This window comes from Chitinophaga pendula, assembly GCF_020386615.1.
Lineage (GTDB): Bacteria > Bacteroidota > Bacteroidia > Chitinophagales > Chitinophagaceae > Chitinophaga > Chitinophaga pendula.
The window spans coordinates 6860823-6876345 of the sequence record NZ_CP077769.1; the positions used below are offsets into that span (position 1 = coordinate 6860823).

General features: G+C 47.7%; 12 protein-coding genes. 8 read left to right on the plus strand and 4 right to left on the minus strand.

From position 1 onward, the window contains the following. Positions 1-164: 164 nt before the first annotated feature. Positions 165-626 (minus strand): PepSY-like domain-containing protein, encoded by a 462-nt coding sequence (locus KTO58_RS25835; RefSeq protein WP_225859923.1) that lies wholly within the window; start codon positions 624-626, stop codon positions 165-167. A 248-nt stretch (positions 627-874) separates the two neighbouring features. Here KTO58_RS25835 and ileS point away from each other — a divergent pair, with 248 nt between their 5' ends. Together ileS and KTO58_RS28830 are read left to right on the plus strand one after the other, a co-directional pair. Further along, the gene (ileS, locus tag KTO58_RS25840; protein WP_095836635.1) at positions 875-4201 is read left to right on the plus strand and encodes an isoleucine--tRNA ligase; all 3327 of its coding nucleotides are present in this window, start codon (positions 875-877) and stop codon (positions 4199-4201) included. A 5-nt stretch (positions 4202-4206) separates the two neighbouring features. Further along, positions 4207-5250 (plus strand): TraR/DksA C4-type zinc finger protein, encoded by a 1044-nt coding sequence (locus KTO58_RS28830; protein ID WP_157752734.1) that lies wholly within the window; start codon positions 4207-4209, stop codon positions 5248-5250. A 278-nt stretch (positions 5251-5528) separates the two neighbouring features. Here KTO58_RS28830 and KTO58_RS25850 read toward each other — a convergent pair whose 3' ends face one another. Further along, positions 5529-7079: a glycosyltransferase gene (locus tag KTO58_RS25850; protein ID WP_095836634.1), complete on the minus strand. Its 1551-nt coding sequence runs from the start codon at positions 7077-7079 to the stop codon at positions 5529-5531. Between the two features lie 377 nt (positions 7080-7456). On the opposite strand from KTO58_RS25850, the gene KTO58_RS25855 reads away from it, so the two are divergent. The 3 genes from KTO58_RS25855 (at position 7457) to KTO58_RS25865 (ending at position 9327) form a co-directional block, all read left to right on the plus strand. Beyond that, positions 7457-7615, plus strand: coding sequence for a hypothetical protein (locus tag KTO58_RS25855; protein ID WP_157752733.1), 159 nt, complete (start codon positions 7457-7459; stop codon positions 7613-7615). Further along, on the plus strand, positions 7594-8055 hold the full coding sequence (locus KTO58_RS25860; RefSeq protein ID WP_095836633.1) for a spermine/spermidine synthase domain-containing protein: 462 nt from the start codon (positions 7594-7596) through the stop codon (positions 8053-8055). The genes KTO58_RS25855 and KTO58_RS25860 overlap by 22 nt, the downstream gene beginning before the upstream one ends. 1110 nt (positions 8056-9165) lie before the next feature. Next, entirely contained in the window at positions 9166-9327 is a 162-nt protein-coding gene (locus tag KTO58_RS25865) for a hypothetical protein (RefSeq protein ID WP_157752732.1), read from the plus strand. Positions 9328-9554: 227 nt separating this feature from the next. On the opposite strand, the gene KTO58_RS25870 is transcribed toward KTO58_RS25865, so the two are convergent. Further along, positions 9555-11381: an ABC transporter ATP-binding protein gene (locus tag KTO58_RS25870; RefSeq protein ID WP_095836631.1), complete on the minus strand. Its 1827-nt coding sequence runs from the start codon at positions 11379-11381 to the stop codon at positions 9555-9557. Positions 11382-11597: 216 nt separating this feature from the next. On the opposite strand from KTO58_RS25870, the gene rbfA reads away from it, so the two are divergent. Then, entirely contained in the window at positions 11598-11972 is a 375-nt protein-coding gene (gene rbfA, locus KTO58_RS25875) for a 30S ribosome-binding factor RbfA (protein ID WP_095836630.1), read from the plus strand. Between the two features lie 35 nt (positions 11973-12007). Further along, positions 12008-13231 (plus strand): FtsX-like permease family protein, encoded by a 1224-nt coding sequence (locus KTO58_RS25880; RefSeq protein ID WP_095836629.1) that lies wholly within the window; start codon positions 12008-12010, stop codon positions 13229-13231. Between the two features lie 94 nt (positions 13232-13325). Here KTO58_RS25880 and KTO58_RS25885 read toward each other — a convergent pair whose 3' ends face one another. Continuing rightward, the gene (locus KTO58_RS25885; protein ID WP_095836628.1) at positions 13326-14165 is read right to left on the minus strand and encodes a transketolase; all 840 of its coding nucleotides are present in this window, start codon (positions 14163-14165) and stop codon (positions 13326-13328) included. A gap of 162 nt (positions 14166-14327) precedes the next feature. On the opposite strand from KTO58_RS25885, the gene KTO58_RS25890 reads away from it, so the two are divergent. Then, entirely contained in the window at positions 14328-15497 is a 1170-nt protein-coding gene (locus KTO58_RS25890) for a glycosyltransferase family 4 protein (protein ID WP_095836627.1), read from the plus strand. The last annotated feature ends 26 nt before the right edge of the window (positions 15498-15523 follow it).

Consider the following 15523-nt stretch of genomic DNA (forward strand, 5'->3'; position numbering starts at 1 on the left):
CCTGATTTCAGGCGATGGCTTTTTTTATGTGTGTGGTGGGAGGGGGAAGGCAGTGGGTAGATGCTGATACATGGCGCGGTATAAAAAATGAAAAACCCCGCCCAAAAGAGCAGGGTCTGTCCTATTTATCCCTATACCTATGAAATACTAATTTGTGAAAAGTGTTATTCAGTAATCGTGCCAGTTTCGTTGATCAGCACTGCTTTTTCCGCACCATTTTCCTGAATATTTACTTTGTAGTAAGCTGCTATATCGGCTCTTTCAATCTTCCATCCATCTTTGATAGTGGCGTCCGGATACTTCGTCTTAATCGTAGCAGTTACAGTTTCCGGCAATTTGTCGGCTTCGTATTGACTACGGGTAGCGACCCAACTGCCATCTTTATCGTATTCTGCCGAAGTTTTCACTTCGTCTTTTACAAACTTGGCGACCCAGTGACCTGCACTTGTTTTTGTCCAGTTCGCCTCTGTAGTTTCGAAATTCTGCTTAAATGCATCATTAACTACAGTGGGTGCTGCTGTTTTGTTTGCAACGATCTTTGATTTTTTTAAAGATTTTTTCTGTTGTGCAAAAGTTATGCCGGAAGTAAACAACACCGCACAAAAAAATAACGTCAACTTCTTCATATACGATATGGTTTCTGTGTTGGGTTAAGTTTTAATTAGGTTTTTCTTCCAGTAACTGAGCCAAAACAATGCCAAAAACGCAGAATGTTTGCCCGATGTTGTAAAAGTACTAAAATTTATTTTATTTTTTCAGTAAAACATCTTTTTCGGCTAAACTTCACTTTTCCTGGTCCCAGCCTATTTTCGTAACTTCGCACAATTTTAATAAATAATTGTCTAAATAACGCCAAAGGGCGCAGTTTTGTTTTATGTCCAGCAAATATCAGGAATACCACCAGTTGAATCTACCGCAAATAGAAAAGGATATACTACAGCAATGGGAAGAGCACCAGGCATTTGAGAAGAGTGTGGAGGTACGTGAAGGAGCTACGCCATTCGTATTTTATGAAGGGCCACCCAGCGCCAACGGCATGCCAGGCATTCACCACGTGATTTCCCGTACCCTGAAGGATCTGGTGTGCCGGTACAAGACTATGCGTGGATTCCAGGTAAAGCGGAAAGGCGGCTGGGATACGCACGGGCTTCCGGTAGAGCTGGGGGTAGAGAAAAGTCTGGGTATTACCAAAGAGGACATTGGCAAAAAGATATCGATCGCTGCATACAACGATACTTGCCGCCGGGAGGTATTGAAATATAAAGACAAATGGGATGAACTGACCCGTAAGATGGGTTATTGGGTAGACCTTGAGCATCCTTATATCACCTTCGACAATAGCTACATCGAGAGTCTGTGGTGGAGCCTGCAGCAGCTGTACAATAAAGGATTCCTGTACAAAAGTGTCAGCATACAGCCCTACTCCCCTGCTGCCGGTACCGGCCTCAGTTCTGCCGAGCTGAACATGCCGGGTACGTATAAAGATGTAAAGGATACGACGATCGTAGCTATGTTCAAAGCGATCCGCAGTGAACAGTCTGCCTTCTTATTTGAAATAGCAGGTGCGGAAGAGGTCTTCTTCCTGGCCTGGACCACGACTCCCTGGACCCTTCCTTCCAACCTGGGGCTGACGGTAGGTGCGAACATCGAATATGCGGTGGTACGTACCATCAACCAATACACACATTTGCCTATTACTGTGGTATTAGCCAAAGACCTATTGGGTAAATACTTCAAACCGGAAGGGGAAGACGGCGATTTCGCTGCTTACCAGGAAGGTGACAAACTGATCCCCTGGCAGATACTGGGCGTATGCCGTGGCAGCCAGCTGGAGAACCTCCGGTATGAGCAATTGCTGCCTTATGTACAGCCGGAAGAGGGAGACCCTTTCCGCATATTGCTGGGCGACTTTGTGACCACGGAAGACGGTACCGGTATCGTACATACTGCTCCTGCATTTGGTGCAGACGACAACCGGGTAGGTAAAAAATACGGTATAGGGATACTGACCCTGGTAGACCGTAGTGGTAAATTTATAGATGGTGTAGGTGAGTTTGCCGGTCGTTATGTGAAGAATTATAAAGATGATCCTGCTTATAAAGACGTTGACGTTGATATTGCGGTAAAACTGAAGAAAGAGAACCGTGCTTTCAAGGTAGAAAAATACGAGCACAGCTATCCGCATTGCTGGCGTACTGACAAGCCGGTGCTGTACTATCCGCTGGATGCCTGGTTTATCCGTACTACGGCTATTAAGGATCGTATCATCGAGCTGAACAAGACAATCAATTGGAAACCTGCTTTTACGGGTACCGGTCGTTTTGGTAACTGGCTGGAGAATATGGTGGACTGGAATCTGAGCCGTAGCCGGTTCTGGGGTACTCCGCTGCCTATCTGGCGTACTGAAGATGGCAGTGAAGAAAGATGTATTGGCAGTATTGCCGAGTTGAATGCGGAGATCAGGAAGGCCAGTGAAGTGCTGGGTGGGGATGTTAATAAACATTACCTGCATGAAGGTATCCTGGACCTGCATAAGCCTTATGTAGATGACATTATCCTGGTTAGCGACAGCGGCAAGCCGATGCGTCGTGAGCCAGACCTGATAGATGTGTGGTTTGACAGTGGAGCGATGCCATATGCGCAGCTGCACTATCCTTTTGAGAACAAAGCGCTGTTGGATAGCGGAGAGGCTTTTCCTGCAGACTTTATTGCGGAGGGTGTTGACCAGACGAGGGGTTGGTTTTACACGCTGCATGTACTGGGCGCCATGTTATTCGACAAGGTAGCGTACAAGACAGTGGTGTCCAATGGCCTGGTGTTGGATAAGAACGGTGTGAAGATGAGTAAGCGATTGGGGAATATTGTGGATCCGTTCCAGACGATCGATCAGTTCGGGGCTGATGCTACGCGTTGGTACCTGATCACTAATGCGTCTCCCTGGGATAGTTTGAAATTTGATATGGAGGGTATTAAGGAGGCGCAGCGTAAGTTGTTCTCTACCCTGTATAATACTTATAACTTCTTCGCGATGTATGCCAACCTGGACAATTTCACGTTCAAGGAGGCTTATATTCCGTTAGCGGAGCGTCCGGAGATCGATCGATGGATCATTTCCCTGCTGAATACGCTAGTGAAGGATGTGACGGCTTATATGGATGATTATGAGCCTACGCAGGCAGGTCGTGCGGTACAAGAGTTTGTGGATGAGCACCTGAGTAACTGGTATGTACGTTTATGTCGTCGTCGTTTCTGGAAAGGGGATTATGAGCAGGACAAAATTTCAGCTTATCAGACTTTGTATGAGTGTTTGGAGACGTTGGCCAGATTGATGGCGCCGGTATCTCCTTTCTTTACGGATTGGCTGTTTGGCAACCTGAACAAGGTGAGTGGCCGTTTGCAGGTAGGGTCGGTGCATCATACGGATTTCCCGGTGGCGGATATGGCGGCAATGGATAGCGAGCTGGAGGAGCGGATGCAGTTGGCGCAGGATATTTCATCTTTAGTATTGTCTTTGAGGAAAAAAGTGAACATTAAGGTGAGACAACCGTTACAGAAGGTATTAATTCCGGTGTTAGATCCTCACATGCAGACGCAGATACAAAAAGTGGAGCATTTGATAAAAAGTGAGGTAAATGTCAAAGGTATTGAGTATCTTACCGAAACGGAAGGTTTCATTAAGAAAAAGATCAAACCAAATTATAAATCGCTGGGTAGCAAGATGGGTGCGAAGATGAAAGCGGTAGCGGCTGCGATAGGTGCATTTACCGAAGCAGAGATAGCAGCAATCGAGCGCCACGGCAGTGTGGATGTTGTAGTGGATGATGAAAAACTGGCAATACAGCTCTCCGATGTAGATATTATTTCAGAAGATATTCCGGGATGGACAGTTGCGAATAAGGGCGCCCTTACGGTGGCCCTGGATATTACTATTTCACAGGAGTTGCAGGAAGAAGGTAATGCCCGCGAACTGGTGAACCGGATACAAAAAATCAGAAAGGATAGTGGATTTGAATTGACTGACAGGATAAGGGTTACGGTAGCTGAGGTGGCGGCGCTGAAATCGGCAATTATTAACTATAATGATTATATTTGCACGGAAATTTTGGCAGAAAGTTTGCAGTTAGTGCCGCAATTACAGGATGGTATAGAAATCGAGGTCAACGATCTCAAATTTAATGTATTAGTTAACAAAAAAAGCTAATCCCCATGGCAACAAAAAAGAAAGTTGCTAGTAAGAAGGCCCAGAAGGCAGTACCGGAAAAGAAAACTGCGGCGCAGAAACCAACTGCAGCAAAAATCAACGCCAAACCGGTTGCCAAGAAGGAAGTAGTTGCTCCTAAAAAGGTGACTGCCAAAAAAGCTGTTCCCAAAGCAGCTGCTAAACCGGTCACTAAGCAGGTGCCGGTAGCAAAGAAGGCCGTGGGTAAAGCTGCTGTGACAAGCGCCAAAGCTCCTGTAGCGAAGGCGGGTACTAGTGCACAGCGACCTGGCGCCAAGCAAGTACCAGCGCCACAGGTGATGAAGAAGGCGGTAAAACCCGTTGCATCTGTAAAGACGATTGAGAAGAAGAGTCCGATAGTAAAAGAGAAAGCAGCAACGAGGGCTATACCGGCTGAAAGAGAAAAACCATTTCCCAAGACAGAAGAAAAAGAAGTAAAAACAATGCCAGTAAAGAATAAAGCCGAAAAGGAAAAAGCAGTAGCCAAAGAGGCCGGCAAAAAAGTAACAGCAGAAAAAACCGAAAAAGTTGAGAAAGCTGTGAAGGCTGAGAAAGCCGAGAGGGCCGAAAAGAAGGGTGCTAAGTCCACTGCGGTGGTTTCTTATCAGCCTGAGTTTACTAAATCTGTATTGGATCAACCGGACCAGCCGACTGGCCCTATTTATCGTTATAGCGATGTGGAATTACAGGAATTCCGGGAGCTGATACAGAAAAAGCTGGAAGCTGCGAAGAAAGAATTGGTATATCTGCAGGGCCTGATCACCCGTAAAGATGAAGCAGGTACAGATGATACTGAAAATAAATACATGAGCATGGAAGATGGTAGTGGTTCTCAGGAAAGAGAGCAACTTAACCAGATGGCCAGCCGTCAGATCCAGTTCATTGACCACCTGGAGAAAGCCATGGTGCGTATTGAGAACAAAACTTATGGTATCTGCCGTGTAACGGGTAAACTGATCGACAAGGCTCGCCTGAGAGCAGTACCTCACGCTACGTTGAGCATCGAAGCTAAACTGGCGAAGAGCAAATAAGCATAATTGTTTCTTATCATATTGCAGGCCCGGTACGACAGTACCGGGCTTTTTTTGCCTGTCTGTTATCGACCTCGCAAAAAGGACAGGCTGCAAAAGTCCGGCCTACCCTGGCAGCCTGCTCTAAGCCAGCCTACTCTGGTAGTCTACTCTAAGCCTATTCTAAGCCCCCTATCCTAAGCCAGCCTACCGTGGCCAACCCGCAAAAAAAAGCCAGCCTGCATAAACAGGCCAGCTTTTGAAATATACATTAAAGGACTTATCGGGGGATCAGGCCGTTAGGCCATTTCGGTTTTGGCGTTCATCGACTTTTTGATCTGTCTGACGGCCAGGTATACCAGTCCGGCGGAGGCGAGCCCTACCAGGCTGCCCATTCCTATGCGGCGGGCCTGTTTTTTACTGATGGCGGGCATACGCAATTTGAAGCGGGCGGGGCTGGCTTGTGCGATATCCAGCAGTGGTGCCATCCAAGGGCCAGGGATCAGTTTGTCTGCCACTTTTTGCACGACGAAATTAGCGTGTCCGTAGGCGACACCGATACCAGCGGACTGCAACAATTTAAGGTCCGGATAGCCGCTGCCTACATAGATAATATTCTGAGCGGGCACATGGTATTTGGATGCGATGTATTGTAATATATGGTATCGGTCGTAGGCTGGCGGTGCATCTGTGTGTTCGGCATCGGCCAGGAAGTATTCGGGGATGGTGACTTCGCCGGTGGCCACGCTGTCGAACAGGTGGAGGCGGTTGGCGAATGCGAAGTCCATACCCAGTTTGTTCTTAATATGGCGGGCTACGCATTCGAAACCTTCGGTTACGATACCGCAGGCATATCCTCTTTTCTTCAGTTCCCGGATCACGGATTTGATATCCGGGGTAACGGGGATGGCATCTGCCACTTCGAGCAGTTCGGCGAGATTACGATCGCGGAAGAGTGCGGCGGTGCGTTCGAGGATGGTAACCGGGTCGGCGTAGTGTTCTCTGATCTGGCGCAGGGATTCTTCCCGATCGAAGGCGGCTGCGGCCAGGTCCATATAACTTTCGGTGAAGATGGCAGTGTCCAGGTTAAAGATGACCATCTTCTGTAGTTTGTCGATGGATTCCAGGATGGAATATTCCATCTGTTCGCGGATCAGGTTGATATTACCTAATGTTTCCAGGTTCTCCATCGGGATGTTTTCTGCTTTACTGAGGATGGTGCGGGAGACTTCCCGGGACATTTTGCTCAGTTGTTCCCAGGTCTGCATGGCATTTTCCACGCGGCCTATATTGGCTTCTTTGATGCGGGCGCCCAGCATGTGCATGTCGATGAGCAGGCCTATGTCTACGCCGTAGTCATTTTCGAACTGCACTTTGGAGAGGAAGGACTTTCGTCCTGCGATCATACCGCTGAGGGGTTGTTGAAAATGGGCCAGATCGGGGAATAAAATACTCAACAGGGGTTTGGCTACCAATTGGGTAACGCGTCCTGCCTGTCTTTCGAAATATGATTTGACAAAATCGGCTTCGTCTGTTACAATGGGATTGGTGAGTCGTTCTACGATATCTTCCGGGTAGGTGAGGATATCTCCATCTACATACATTACCACATCGTGTTTGGCAGCCATCAGGCCTTCTCTCATGGAGATGCCTTTGCCCCGCTGGCTGCTGGTGATGACCCTTACACTTTCTTTCAGTGCTTCTTCTACGGTATTATCGCTGGAATTATCATCTACAACAATGATCTCTGCCTTACGGGATGTTTTCTTTATCGTCTTAATAACCTGGCGTATAGTTGCTCCTTCGTTGAGAACAGGAATAATGATAGAGATCATAGCGGTTGCGATCATTTATATGGTTAAATAATAGTATATAAAAAAGAACTGCAATAGCTTGTGAGAGCAATAACGCCCAAAAATGATACCAAAGAAGGCGATATAATAAAGGCTGGAAGCGGATATCATGAAATATTAATATCCTCTCATTTGGAGAAGTATTGTATTTAGGATATTATTGCTTTCACAGAATCTGCTCCACTCATTAACATTGTGGCATGACCTATACTCCTGGCAGACATTTGCAGGCTACTATCTCTGGCAACTATCTATACCGATGAAATTTCACTGCTTTCCTCATACGCTCCCTGGGAGCAATTATGGAAATCTGCTATATCGGAGGGAGCAGTCATCTGAAAAGAACCGCTGGTACCACAGCGATTATTCACCTTATGAATATGACAATTGATATGTTACAGCGGCGAAGGAAAGATCGGTTATTCCTGATCATAGCGGGTGTATTACTACTGCTATATGGATATGGCGTCTGGGGTGGCAGGCGTATCTGCCATTGTAAGACGACGGAGGAATGGAAGCCGGGAGGCTGGTAGACCTGGACAAAGAGGTGACGTTGTTGTTCAAACAGAACAGCATGTTGTTGCAGTTGAACAAGAGTGCGTTGTTGTCGCCGAAGGTGAGGGTTGTAAATGCAGATGCTTTTCAATGGTTAAAGCAGCAGCATACGCCCTACGATGTTGTGATCGTGGACTTTCCTGCTCCTTCCAATTATGCGGTGGGTAAGTTATATACGACTACATTTTACAAACAATTACGGAGTGTATTACACGAAGAGAGTATTGTGGTGATACAGTCGACCTCTCCTTATGTGGCGCCGCGATCTTTTTGGTGTGTCAATAATACACTACATACAGGACTTCCGGCTGCTGGAGTTGGAGGGACATACCGGTGGCAATGCTGCTTATGGCGAGCAGAGTGTGATGGGATACGGGTCTTTCCCAGACTTAATGCGGCGGGAGGGATTTACTGCTGAAGGATTACGCTGGTATATCGACTATTACTGCCGGGATGGCTATGGGGCGGGTATTGAGCAGGTGTCGGCCTGGGCAGGCATCCATTATTTTGCCGGCAGGAAGGAGCGTGCTGCCAATGCGGAGTCGCATACACAGCTTACCTGGCCGGAAGGTAATGGCCGGCTGGTCAAGTTATTGCAACCTTATAGTCAACAGGAGACATTGACAGGGGCGTTGGCTTACCAGGTACAGCTACAGGAAGGAACGGTATGGGTGGATTATTACGATGTACGCACCTATACGACTAAACGCATGATTGCCGACCGGTGTATGATGGCTACTCTTCAATTTATAACCCAGTGTTTACTGGGAGCGGTACCTGCACCCGCATTTACCTATTCTCCCTGGACGGTGGACAATATCACGCTATCGCATATACCGGAATCTACTGGTCAGGCTATCAGCTGGGATAATGTATTTTATCAGCATCCTTCTCTAGGATATGTTTGTGCACAGCATCAGTTGCTGACGCAGCAGCCGCCGGAGCCGGCAGTGGTGACCTATTACCTGCCGCTGGATCAGCTGGACCCTGTTGCTTGCCGGAAACACGCCTTACAACTGGCACCTACGCATTGGGTGCAATTGATCACTGATGAGCTGGAAAAGGTGCATCCTGGTATTCATCAGGTTATACAGGAGATCAATATCTGGATCTGGGGGCATGGGATGATACGGTCGATACCTGGCTTTATCAGCTGGGCAGCACGTATGGAGGCGCAGCAGAGCAAGGGGGACCGTATTTTTTTGCCCATTCTGATCTGAGTGGGATCTCCATATTTGAAGAAGCATTTTATCATGGCAACAATGCTGCGAGAGCAGTTATCCGTTCTCTCTAAGGGCCCGTGTTGTGAGCAACCCTGGATCTATGCCCGTTGGCTGGATGGCTGGTTTATATTATTGCCACCTTCACTTTGTGCGGCAGCAATATGGATTTCTGCGTATCTACAGTCGTAGGGAGGGGCAGTCCGGCTATAGCCGCTGGCTGGATAGCGCCAATACGGTGTTGTGTTGTTCCTGGGTATTGTGGTTTTCCTGGCTTATGTAGAGGAAGGGTTGTGGGATGGGCTGGTATGGCGGGAACATGCCGGTATTTTCAGTTGGGCGAGCCAGTTGCCGGGGAAGCCTGGCTGGCGGTGGTGGTGCCATTATTAGCCCTGCCTCAGTTGACGCATTATATCCTGGATGGTTTTATCTGGAAGAAGCGAGATGGCGTTGGGGTGTTGCATCAGTAGGGGCCGGATATACGTTTGGGTATAGGAATGATATAGGATAACTATAGGTTAATTATGGGAGAGGTGGACGTGAGGGTGTATCTATTTAATAATCAGTTGATTACAAAGCATTTTCCGCATATTTAAGTGTGTCATAAATGCGCTCTCTTGGGTGTGATTGTGCAAAAAAGAAAAGCGACTACCTTGTTTTGGAGGGTAGTCGTTTTTCTTTTTTATAGGCCGTGTGATTATTTGAATTCCTGCATTTCCACCAATCTTTTGTAGATACCATTTTGTGCGATGAGTGCTTCGTGGTTACCTCTTTCTTTGATTTCTCCTTTGTCGAGTACGATGATCTCGTGTGCGTGCTGGATGGTGGAGAGTCGGTGAGCGATTACGATGGTGGTTCTATTTTCCATCAGTTTATCGAGGGCTTCCTGTACGAGTTTTTCTGACTCGGTATCCAGTGCGGAGGTGGCTTCGTCGAGGATGAGGATGGGGGGATTTTTGAAGATGGCGCGAGCGATGGTCAGGCGTTGGCGTTGGCCACCGCTTAGTTTGGAGCCTCTTTCACCTATGACGGTATCGTATCCGTTTTCCAGTTGCGCGATGAATTCGTGGGCGTTGGCGATCTTGGCGGCCCGTATGACGGCTTCGGGGTCGGGGTTGGGTTGGCCGAAGGCGATGTTGTTTAATACGGAGTCGTTGAAAAGGATGGCTTCCTGTGATACCATACCCATTTGCTGGCGGAGGTCATGGGTTTTGAGGTCTCTGATATCGTGCCCGTCGATGGTGATAGCGCCGGCGGTTACGTCGTAGAAACGGGGGAGGAGGTCGACCATAGTGGATTTACCTGCACCGCTTTTGCCGACGAGTGCGATCATGCGGCCTTTGTGGATGGTGAGGTTGACATCTTTGAGTACGTTTGTTTGTTCGTATCCGAAGGTAACGTTGTTGTATTTGATCTCTCTTTCAAAGCCCTGGATGCTTTTGGCGTCGGGTTTGTCTTTGATTGGATTGTCGATATCGATGATGCGCAGTACTCTTTCGCCGGCGGCGAGGCCGCGTTGCATGACGGTGAAGGCGCCTGCGATATTTTTAGCGGGGGTGATGATCTGGAAGTAAAGTGCGATATAGGCGATAAAGGCGGAGGCGGAGAGGGTGCTTTGTCCGTTGAGGATGAGGCGGCCGCCATATACGATGATCACTACTATGACGAGTACACCCAGTACTTCGGAGATGGGGGAGGCCAGCTCGCGTTGGTTTTGGATGGATTTAACGGTGTAGCTGAATTCGTTGTTCTCTTTATCGAACTTTTTACGCATGAAATTTTCGGCGTTGAAAGCTTTGATGATACGGATACCGGAGAGGCTTTCTTCAGCGACGTTGAGGATATTGCCCAGCAGGTTTTGGCTCATGCTGGCTTTTTTCTTCAGTTTGCGGGAGAGGTTGGATATCAGAAATCCTGACACCGGGAAGAACACCAGGGTAAAGAGGGTGAGCTCTTTAGAGATGATGAATAGGGTGATGAAGGTGGATATAATGACCAGTGGGTCGCGGAAGATGGTTTGTATCGAGGTGACTACTGAGTTTTCTACTTCGCCGACATCGCCGCTGATGGTGGACAGGAGGTCACCTTTGCGTTCGTTATGGAAGAAGCGGAGTGACTGTGTGCTATATTGTATGAACAGTCTTTCCCGCAGTTTGCGAACGAGGTTGACGCGCATGCGGGTGAGTACTTTCTGGGCGAGGAATCCGAATATGTTTTTGAGGAGGATAGAAATGAATATGATAGCGCAGACATACAGGAGTACGCCGAACTGGTTGCCATTGTCGAGATAGGGTTTCATGTAGAAGTAGAATACCTGTTTGAGGTATTCTGCGCTCAGGTTAAAGTCGGGTAGTGTGGTGACAACTTGTTGTTTGCCGGTATCGAAGAGTACGTCCATGAGAGGCATCAGCAATGCGAAGTTGGCGATGCCGAGGACGGTGTACAGGAAAATATAGATGATGTACTCTGGAACGTAGTGGTGATAAGGCTTTGATAAACCCAGCAGCCGAAAGAACGTTTTCATTTTTTAAGATTTGTCTTTAATATGCCAGCTTAACGCCGGAGGGCTATTCTTGCGTATGACTAGCTGCTCAATCCGGTTTCATGTATCTTTGCTGAATATACGTGTTCAAATAAGAGCGCAAGTTACTAATAAATAGCCTTGTATTGGTTATATTGCTGATGTGAGGGTAGGTAGTGAGTCGTTCGTATTTATTAAATAGTTAATAGTTGATAGATTATGCAGGAAAGTAAAAGGCAAAAGCAAATAGGACAGATGCTGCAGCAGGAGCTGAGCGACATATTCCAGCGGATGGGTTTCAATGTGATAGAGGGGGGGATGATTTCTATATCCTCTGTAAAGATGACGCCGGATTTGTTGGAGGCGAGGGTATATCTGAGTCTGTTCCAGATCAGCCAGCCTGCTGAGATGATAGGGCGTATCAAGGAGCGTACGGGGGAGATCAAGAAGGAATTGGGGCAACGGGTAGGCAAGCAACTGCGTCGTATGCCGGAGTTGTCTTTTTTCCAGGACGATACGCTGGATTATATCTTCCGTATGGAGGAATTGTTTAAGAAGATCAAGGACGAAGATTCCGGCAAGGAAAATCAATAGTTTCATATACCGGGACAGGTAGTTATATTTCCCACATGATCTGGCAGTTTGCATCCCGATATTTTCTGGCAAAAAAATCCACCAATGCGATTAACATCATCGCCTGGGTGAGTGTGGCAGCTATTGCGGTAGGTGCTGGTGCGCTGGTGATCATACTCAGTGTTTTCAATGGTTTTGAGGGCCTGGTAAAGTCTTTATATTCCTCTTTTTATCCTGATGTGAAGGTCGTGCCTGCGGCGGGTAAGACGATGTTGCTGACGCCGGCGCAATTACAGCAGGTCGGTCAGGTAGCAGGTGTTGCTAATTATGCGCGTATTATAGAGGAGAAGGCGGTATTGCGGTCGGGGCAGGAGCCTACGATTGCTATCCTGAAGGGTGTAGATAGTGGTTATACGCGGGTGACGACGGTGCAGGACAAGATTGTGCGTGGCCGGTTTGACATTGGCGACGATCTGGCTTATCGTGCGGTGCTTGGTTTGGACCTGGAGGGGGCGTTGGGGGTAGATGTAGCGCATAGTATGGTGCCATTGACGGTATATGTGCCCCGGCGGAACACGACTTCTTTTGTGTTGCCGGAGGAGGCATTGAATAATGGCATCCTCTACCCTGCCGGTACTTTTGCGATACAGCAGGAATTCAACAGTAAATATGTTATCACGCATATTGATTTCATGCGCAAGTTGCTGGAGCTGGGGCCGGATGAGTTGTCGGCATTGGAGATACGTATCCGCCCGGGTGCGGACGACCGGCAGTTGAAGGTACAGCTGGAGCGTTTGCTGGGTGGGCGTTATAAGGTGCAAACCCGTTATGAACAGAACCAGGCTTTGTATGCGATCATGCAGACAGAGAAATGGGCGGTATATGTGATCTTCAGTTTTATATTGGTGATCGCGGCCTTTAATATGGTCGGATCTTTATCGATGTTAGTGATTGAGAAGCGGAAGGACATTACCATTCTGAAAGCGATGGGAGCCCGGCAGCGGTTGATACGTCGGATATTCCTGGCAGAGGGGCTTATCATTGCTGGTGTGGGGACGTTGTTAGGGTTTGGTATCGGGATATTGGTTTGTGTGGTGCAACAGCAGTTTGGTCTGATCAAGCTGGAAGGGGCTTCTTTCCTGGTGGATGCTTACCCGGTGAGTATGTATTGGGGGGATTTTGTGTTGGTGAGTATGACGATTGTGGTGATTGGGTTAGCGGCGGGGTGGTATCCTGCGCATCGTGCGGCCCGGCAGGTGATTGAATTGAAGGCGACGTAGTATTACTGGTACTGCCAGCTAGTATAAAAGGAAAGTTCCCATTTTCATAGCGGAGGCTATATAAATGGGAACTTTCTTATTTAGCGGAGGTGGATTAATAGTCGCCGAGGGTAGTCTCGGGTAGTTGCTGGAGGGCTTTAGCCAGTTGTTCGTCGTTGGGAGCGATGCCATGCCATTCGTGGTGGCCTTCCATGAAGTCAACTCCTTTACCCATGATTGTTTTCATGAGGATCATGATAGGTTTGCCTTGTCCGGTGAGGCTTTTTGCTTTTTCGAGGGTGGCTACTACTTCGTCCATATCGTTACCGTTCATGTGGAGTACGTGCCAGCCGAAGGCGGTGAATTTAGCGTCCAGGTCGCCGAGGCCGCCTACTTCTTCTGTAGGGCCATCGATTTGCTGGCCGTTCCAGTCTACGGTAGAGATGAGATTATCTACTTTATGGTGAGGTGCGAACATGGCTGCCTCCCATATCTGGCCTTCTTGTAATTCGCCATCGCCATGGAGGGAGTATACGATATGTTTGTCGCCGTTGAGTTTTTTGGTGAGCGCTGCGCCGATAGCTACGCTGAGGCCCTGGCCGAGGGAGCCGGAGGCGACGCGTATGCCGGGGAGGTGTTCATGTGTGGTAGGGTGCCCTTGCAGTCTGGAGTTCAGTTTGCGGAAGGTGCTGAGTTCTGATACTGGGAAGTATCCTGATCTTGCCAACGCGCTGTAGAAAACGGGTGAAATGTGACCATTGGAAAGAAAGAAGACGTCTTCATTCTTTGCGTCCATATCAAACGGCTGGGGATTGTGCTGCATCACCTTAAAGTATAAGGCGGTGAAGAAATCTGTACATCCCAGAGAACCTCCAGGGTGGCCGCTTTGCACGCCATGTACCATGCGTACTATGTCTCTCCTGATTTGTGTTGCTATCTCGTTCAGCTGTGGCATGATAGTTGTTATTTTGTATAGTCGCAAAACTAATAGAATTTACTAAGAATACGGAGTATTTCTCTTTTTTTGCTGCTTTGAGATCGAAAAGTTAACAGTTTTTGTATTTCAACGATACACATTTAACTGAAATTAATATCTTTGCACTCACAACCCCCACTGATGGAGAATGTATTAATTGCAACAGCGCTAAGTTTTGTTGTAACCTATTTTGCTATTCCGATCCTGATCAGGGTAGCGGAACTGAAGCACTTGTACGACGAACCAGATGAGCGCAAAGCACATAAATCAAGGATACCTACGCTTGGTGGATTGGGATTCTTCTTTGGATTCCTGCTGGCGTCTTCTATTTGTGTGCCCGCTTCTGCGGACTCTCCTTTTCAATATATGGTAGCGGCTTTTTTCATCATGTTCGTGGTGGGATTGAAAGATGATCTTGTTGGATTGTCTCCGTTGAAGAAACTGATCGGTCAGCTGATGGCCTCTTTTGCTGTTATTTACTTGGGTAACATCCAGATAAATAGCATGTATGGATTTTTAGGTATCAATGAATTACCTATTCATTTCAGTCTATTACTCACGTATTTTACGTTCCTAGTAATTATCAATGCATTTAACCTGATAGACGGGGTAGATGGTCAGGCCGGCAGTATTGGTATGCTGGTGGCTGCGGTATTAGGTGCTTATTTCCTGCAGGCGGGAGAGTTGATTTATGCAGTGATAGGGTTTGCGCTGGCAGGAGGATTGGCGGCATTCCTGATTTACAATATTACGCCAGCCCGGATTTTTATGGGTGATACCGGGTCATTGCTGATAGGTATTATCAATGCGATTTTGATTATTAAATTTATTAATGTGGCGGGCAGTCCGGCGGCTAAGATGCCGGTATCTGCTGTACCTGCGGTGGCGTTTGCTATCCTGGTAGTGCCTTTGTTCGATACTTTGCGTGTATTCGCTATCCGTATGATGCACGGCAGATCTCCTTTTTCTGCTGACCGGAATCACGTACATCACTATCTATTGGAGTTGAAACTGAATCACAGACAGACGACGTTAATGACAGTAACTATAAATGCACTATATATTGCAGCTGCATTTGCGTTGCAATCTATTGGTACGACCTGGTTAATGTTGCTAGTGGTAGGGTCTGCCAGCTTGTTCACGGGTCTCCTGTACATGTTGAAGAAGCGTGCAACGGAGGCGAAATTGGCGCCGGTGCCGTCTCCTGCTCCAGTATCGGTATTATCTACTACGGAACAGTACCAGGATGCTCAGTTGCCTAAGGCCAAAGTATTGCTCGTCAATACAGATGGAGTATTACAGGACAAGTAATAGTTATATTTCCTAATATAGTGTAC

Coding starts and splice junctions, on each gene's coding strand:
- KTO58_RS25835 (WP_225859923.1), bottom strand. CDS start 626: ATGAAGAAGTTGACGTTATTTTTTTGTGCGGTGTTGTTTACTTCCGGC.
- ileS (WP_095836635.1), top strand. CDS start 875: ATGTCCAGCAAATATCAGGAATACCACCAGTTGAATCTACCGCAAATA.
- KTO58_RS28830 (WP_157752734.1), top strand. CDS start 4,207: ATGGCAACAAAAAAGAAAGTTGCTAGTAAGAAGGCCCAGAAGGCAGTA.
- KTO58_RS25850 (WP_095836634.1), bottom strand. CDS start 7,079: ATGATCGCAACCGCTATGATCTCTATCATTATTCCTGTTCTCAACGAA.
- KTO58_RS25855 (WP_157752733.1), top strand. CDS start 7,457: ATGAATATGACAATTGATATGTTACAGCGGCGAAGGAAAGATCGGTTA.
- KTO58_RS25860 (WP_095836633.1), top strand. CDS start 7,594: ATGGAAGCCGGGAGGCTGGTAGACCTGGACAAAGAGGTGACGTTGTTG.
- KTO58_RS25865 (WP_157752732.1), top strand. CDS start 9,166: ATGGCGGGAACATGCCGGTATTTTCAGTTGGGCGAGCCAGTTGCCGGG.
- KTO58_RS25870 (WP_095836631.1), bottom strand. CDS start 11,381: ATGAAAACGTTCTTTCGGCTGCTGGGTTTATCAAAGCCTTATCACCAC.
- rbfA (WP_095836630.1), top strand. CDS start 11,598: ATGCAGGAAAGTAAAAGGCAAAAGCAAATAGGACAGATGCTGCAGCAG.
- KTO58_RS25880 (WP_095836629.1), top strand. CDS start 12,008: ATGATCTGGCAGTTTGCATCCCGATATTTTCTGGCAAAAAAATCCACC.
- KTO58_RS25885 (WP_095836628.1), bottom strand. CDS start 14,165: ATGCCACAGCTGAACGAGATAGCAACACAAATCAGGAGAGACATAGTA.
- KTO58_RS25890 (WP_095836627.1), top strand. CDS start 14,328: ATGGAGAATGTATTAATTGCAACAGCGCTAAGTTTTGTTGTAACCTAT.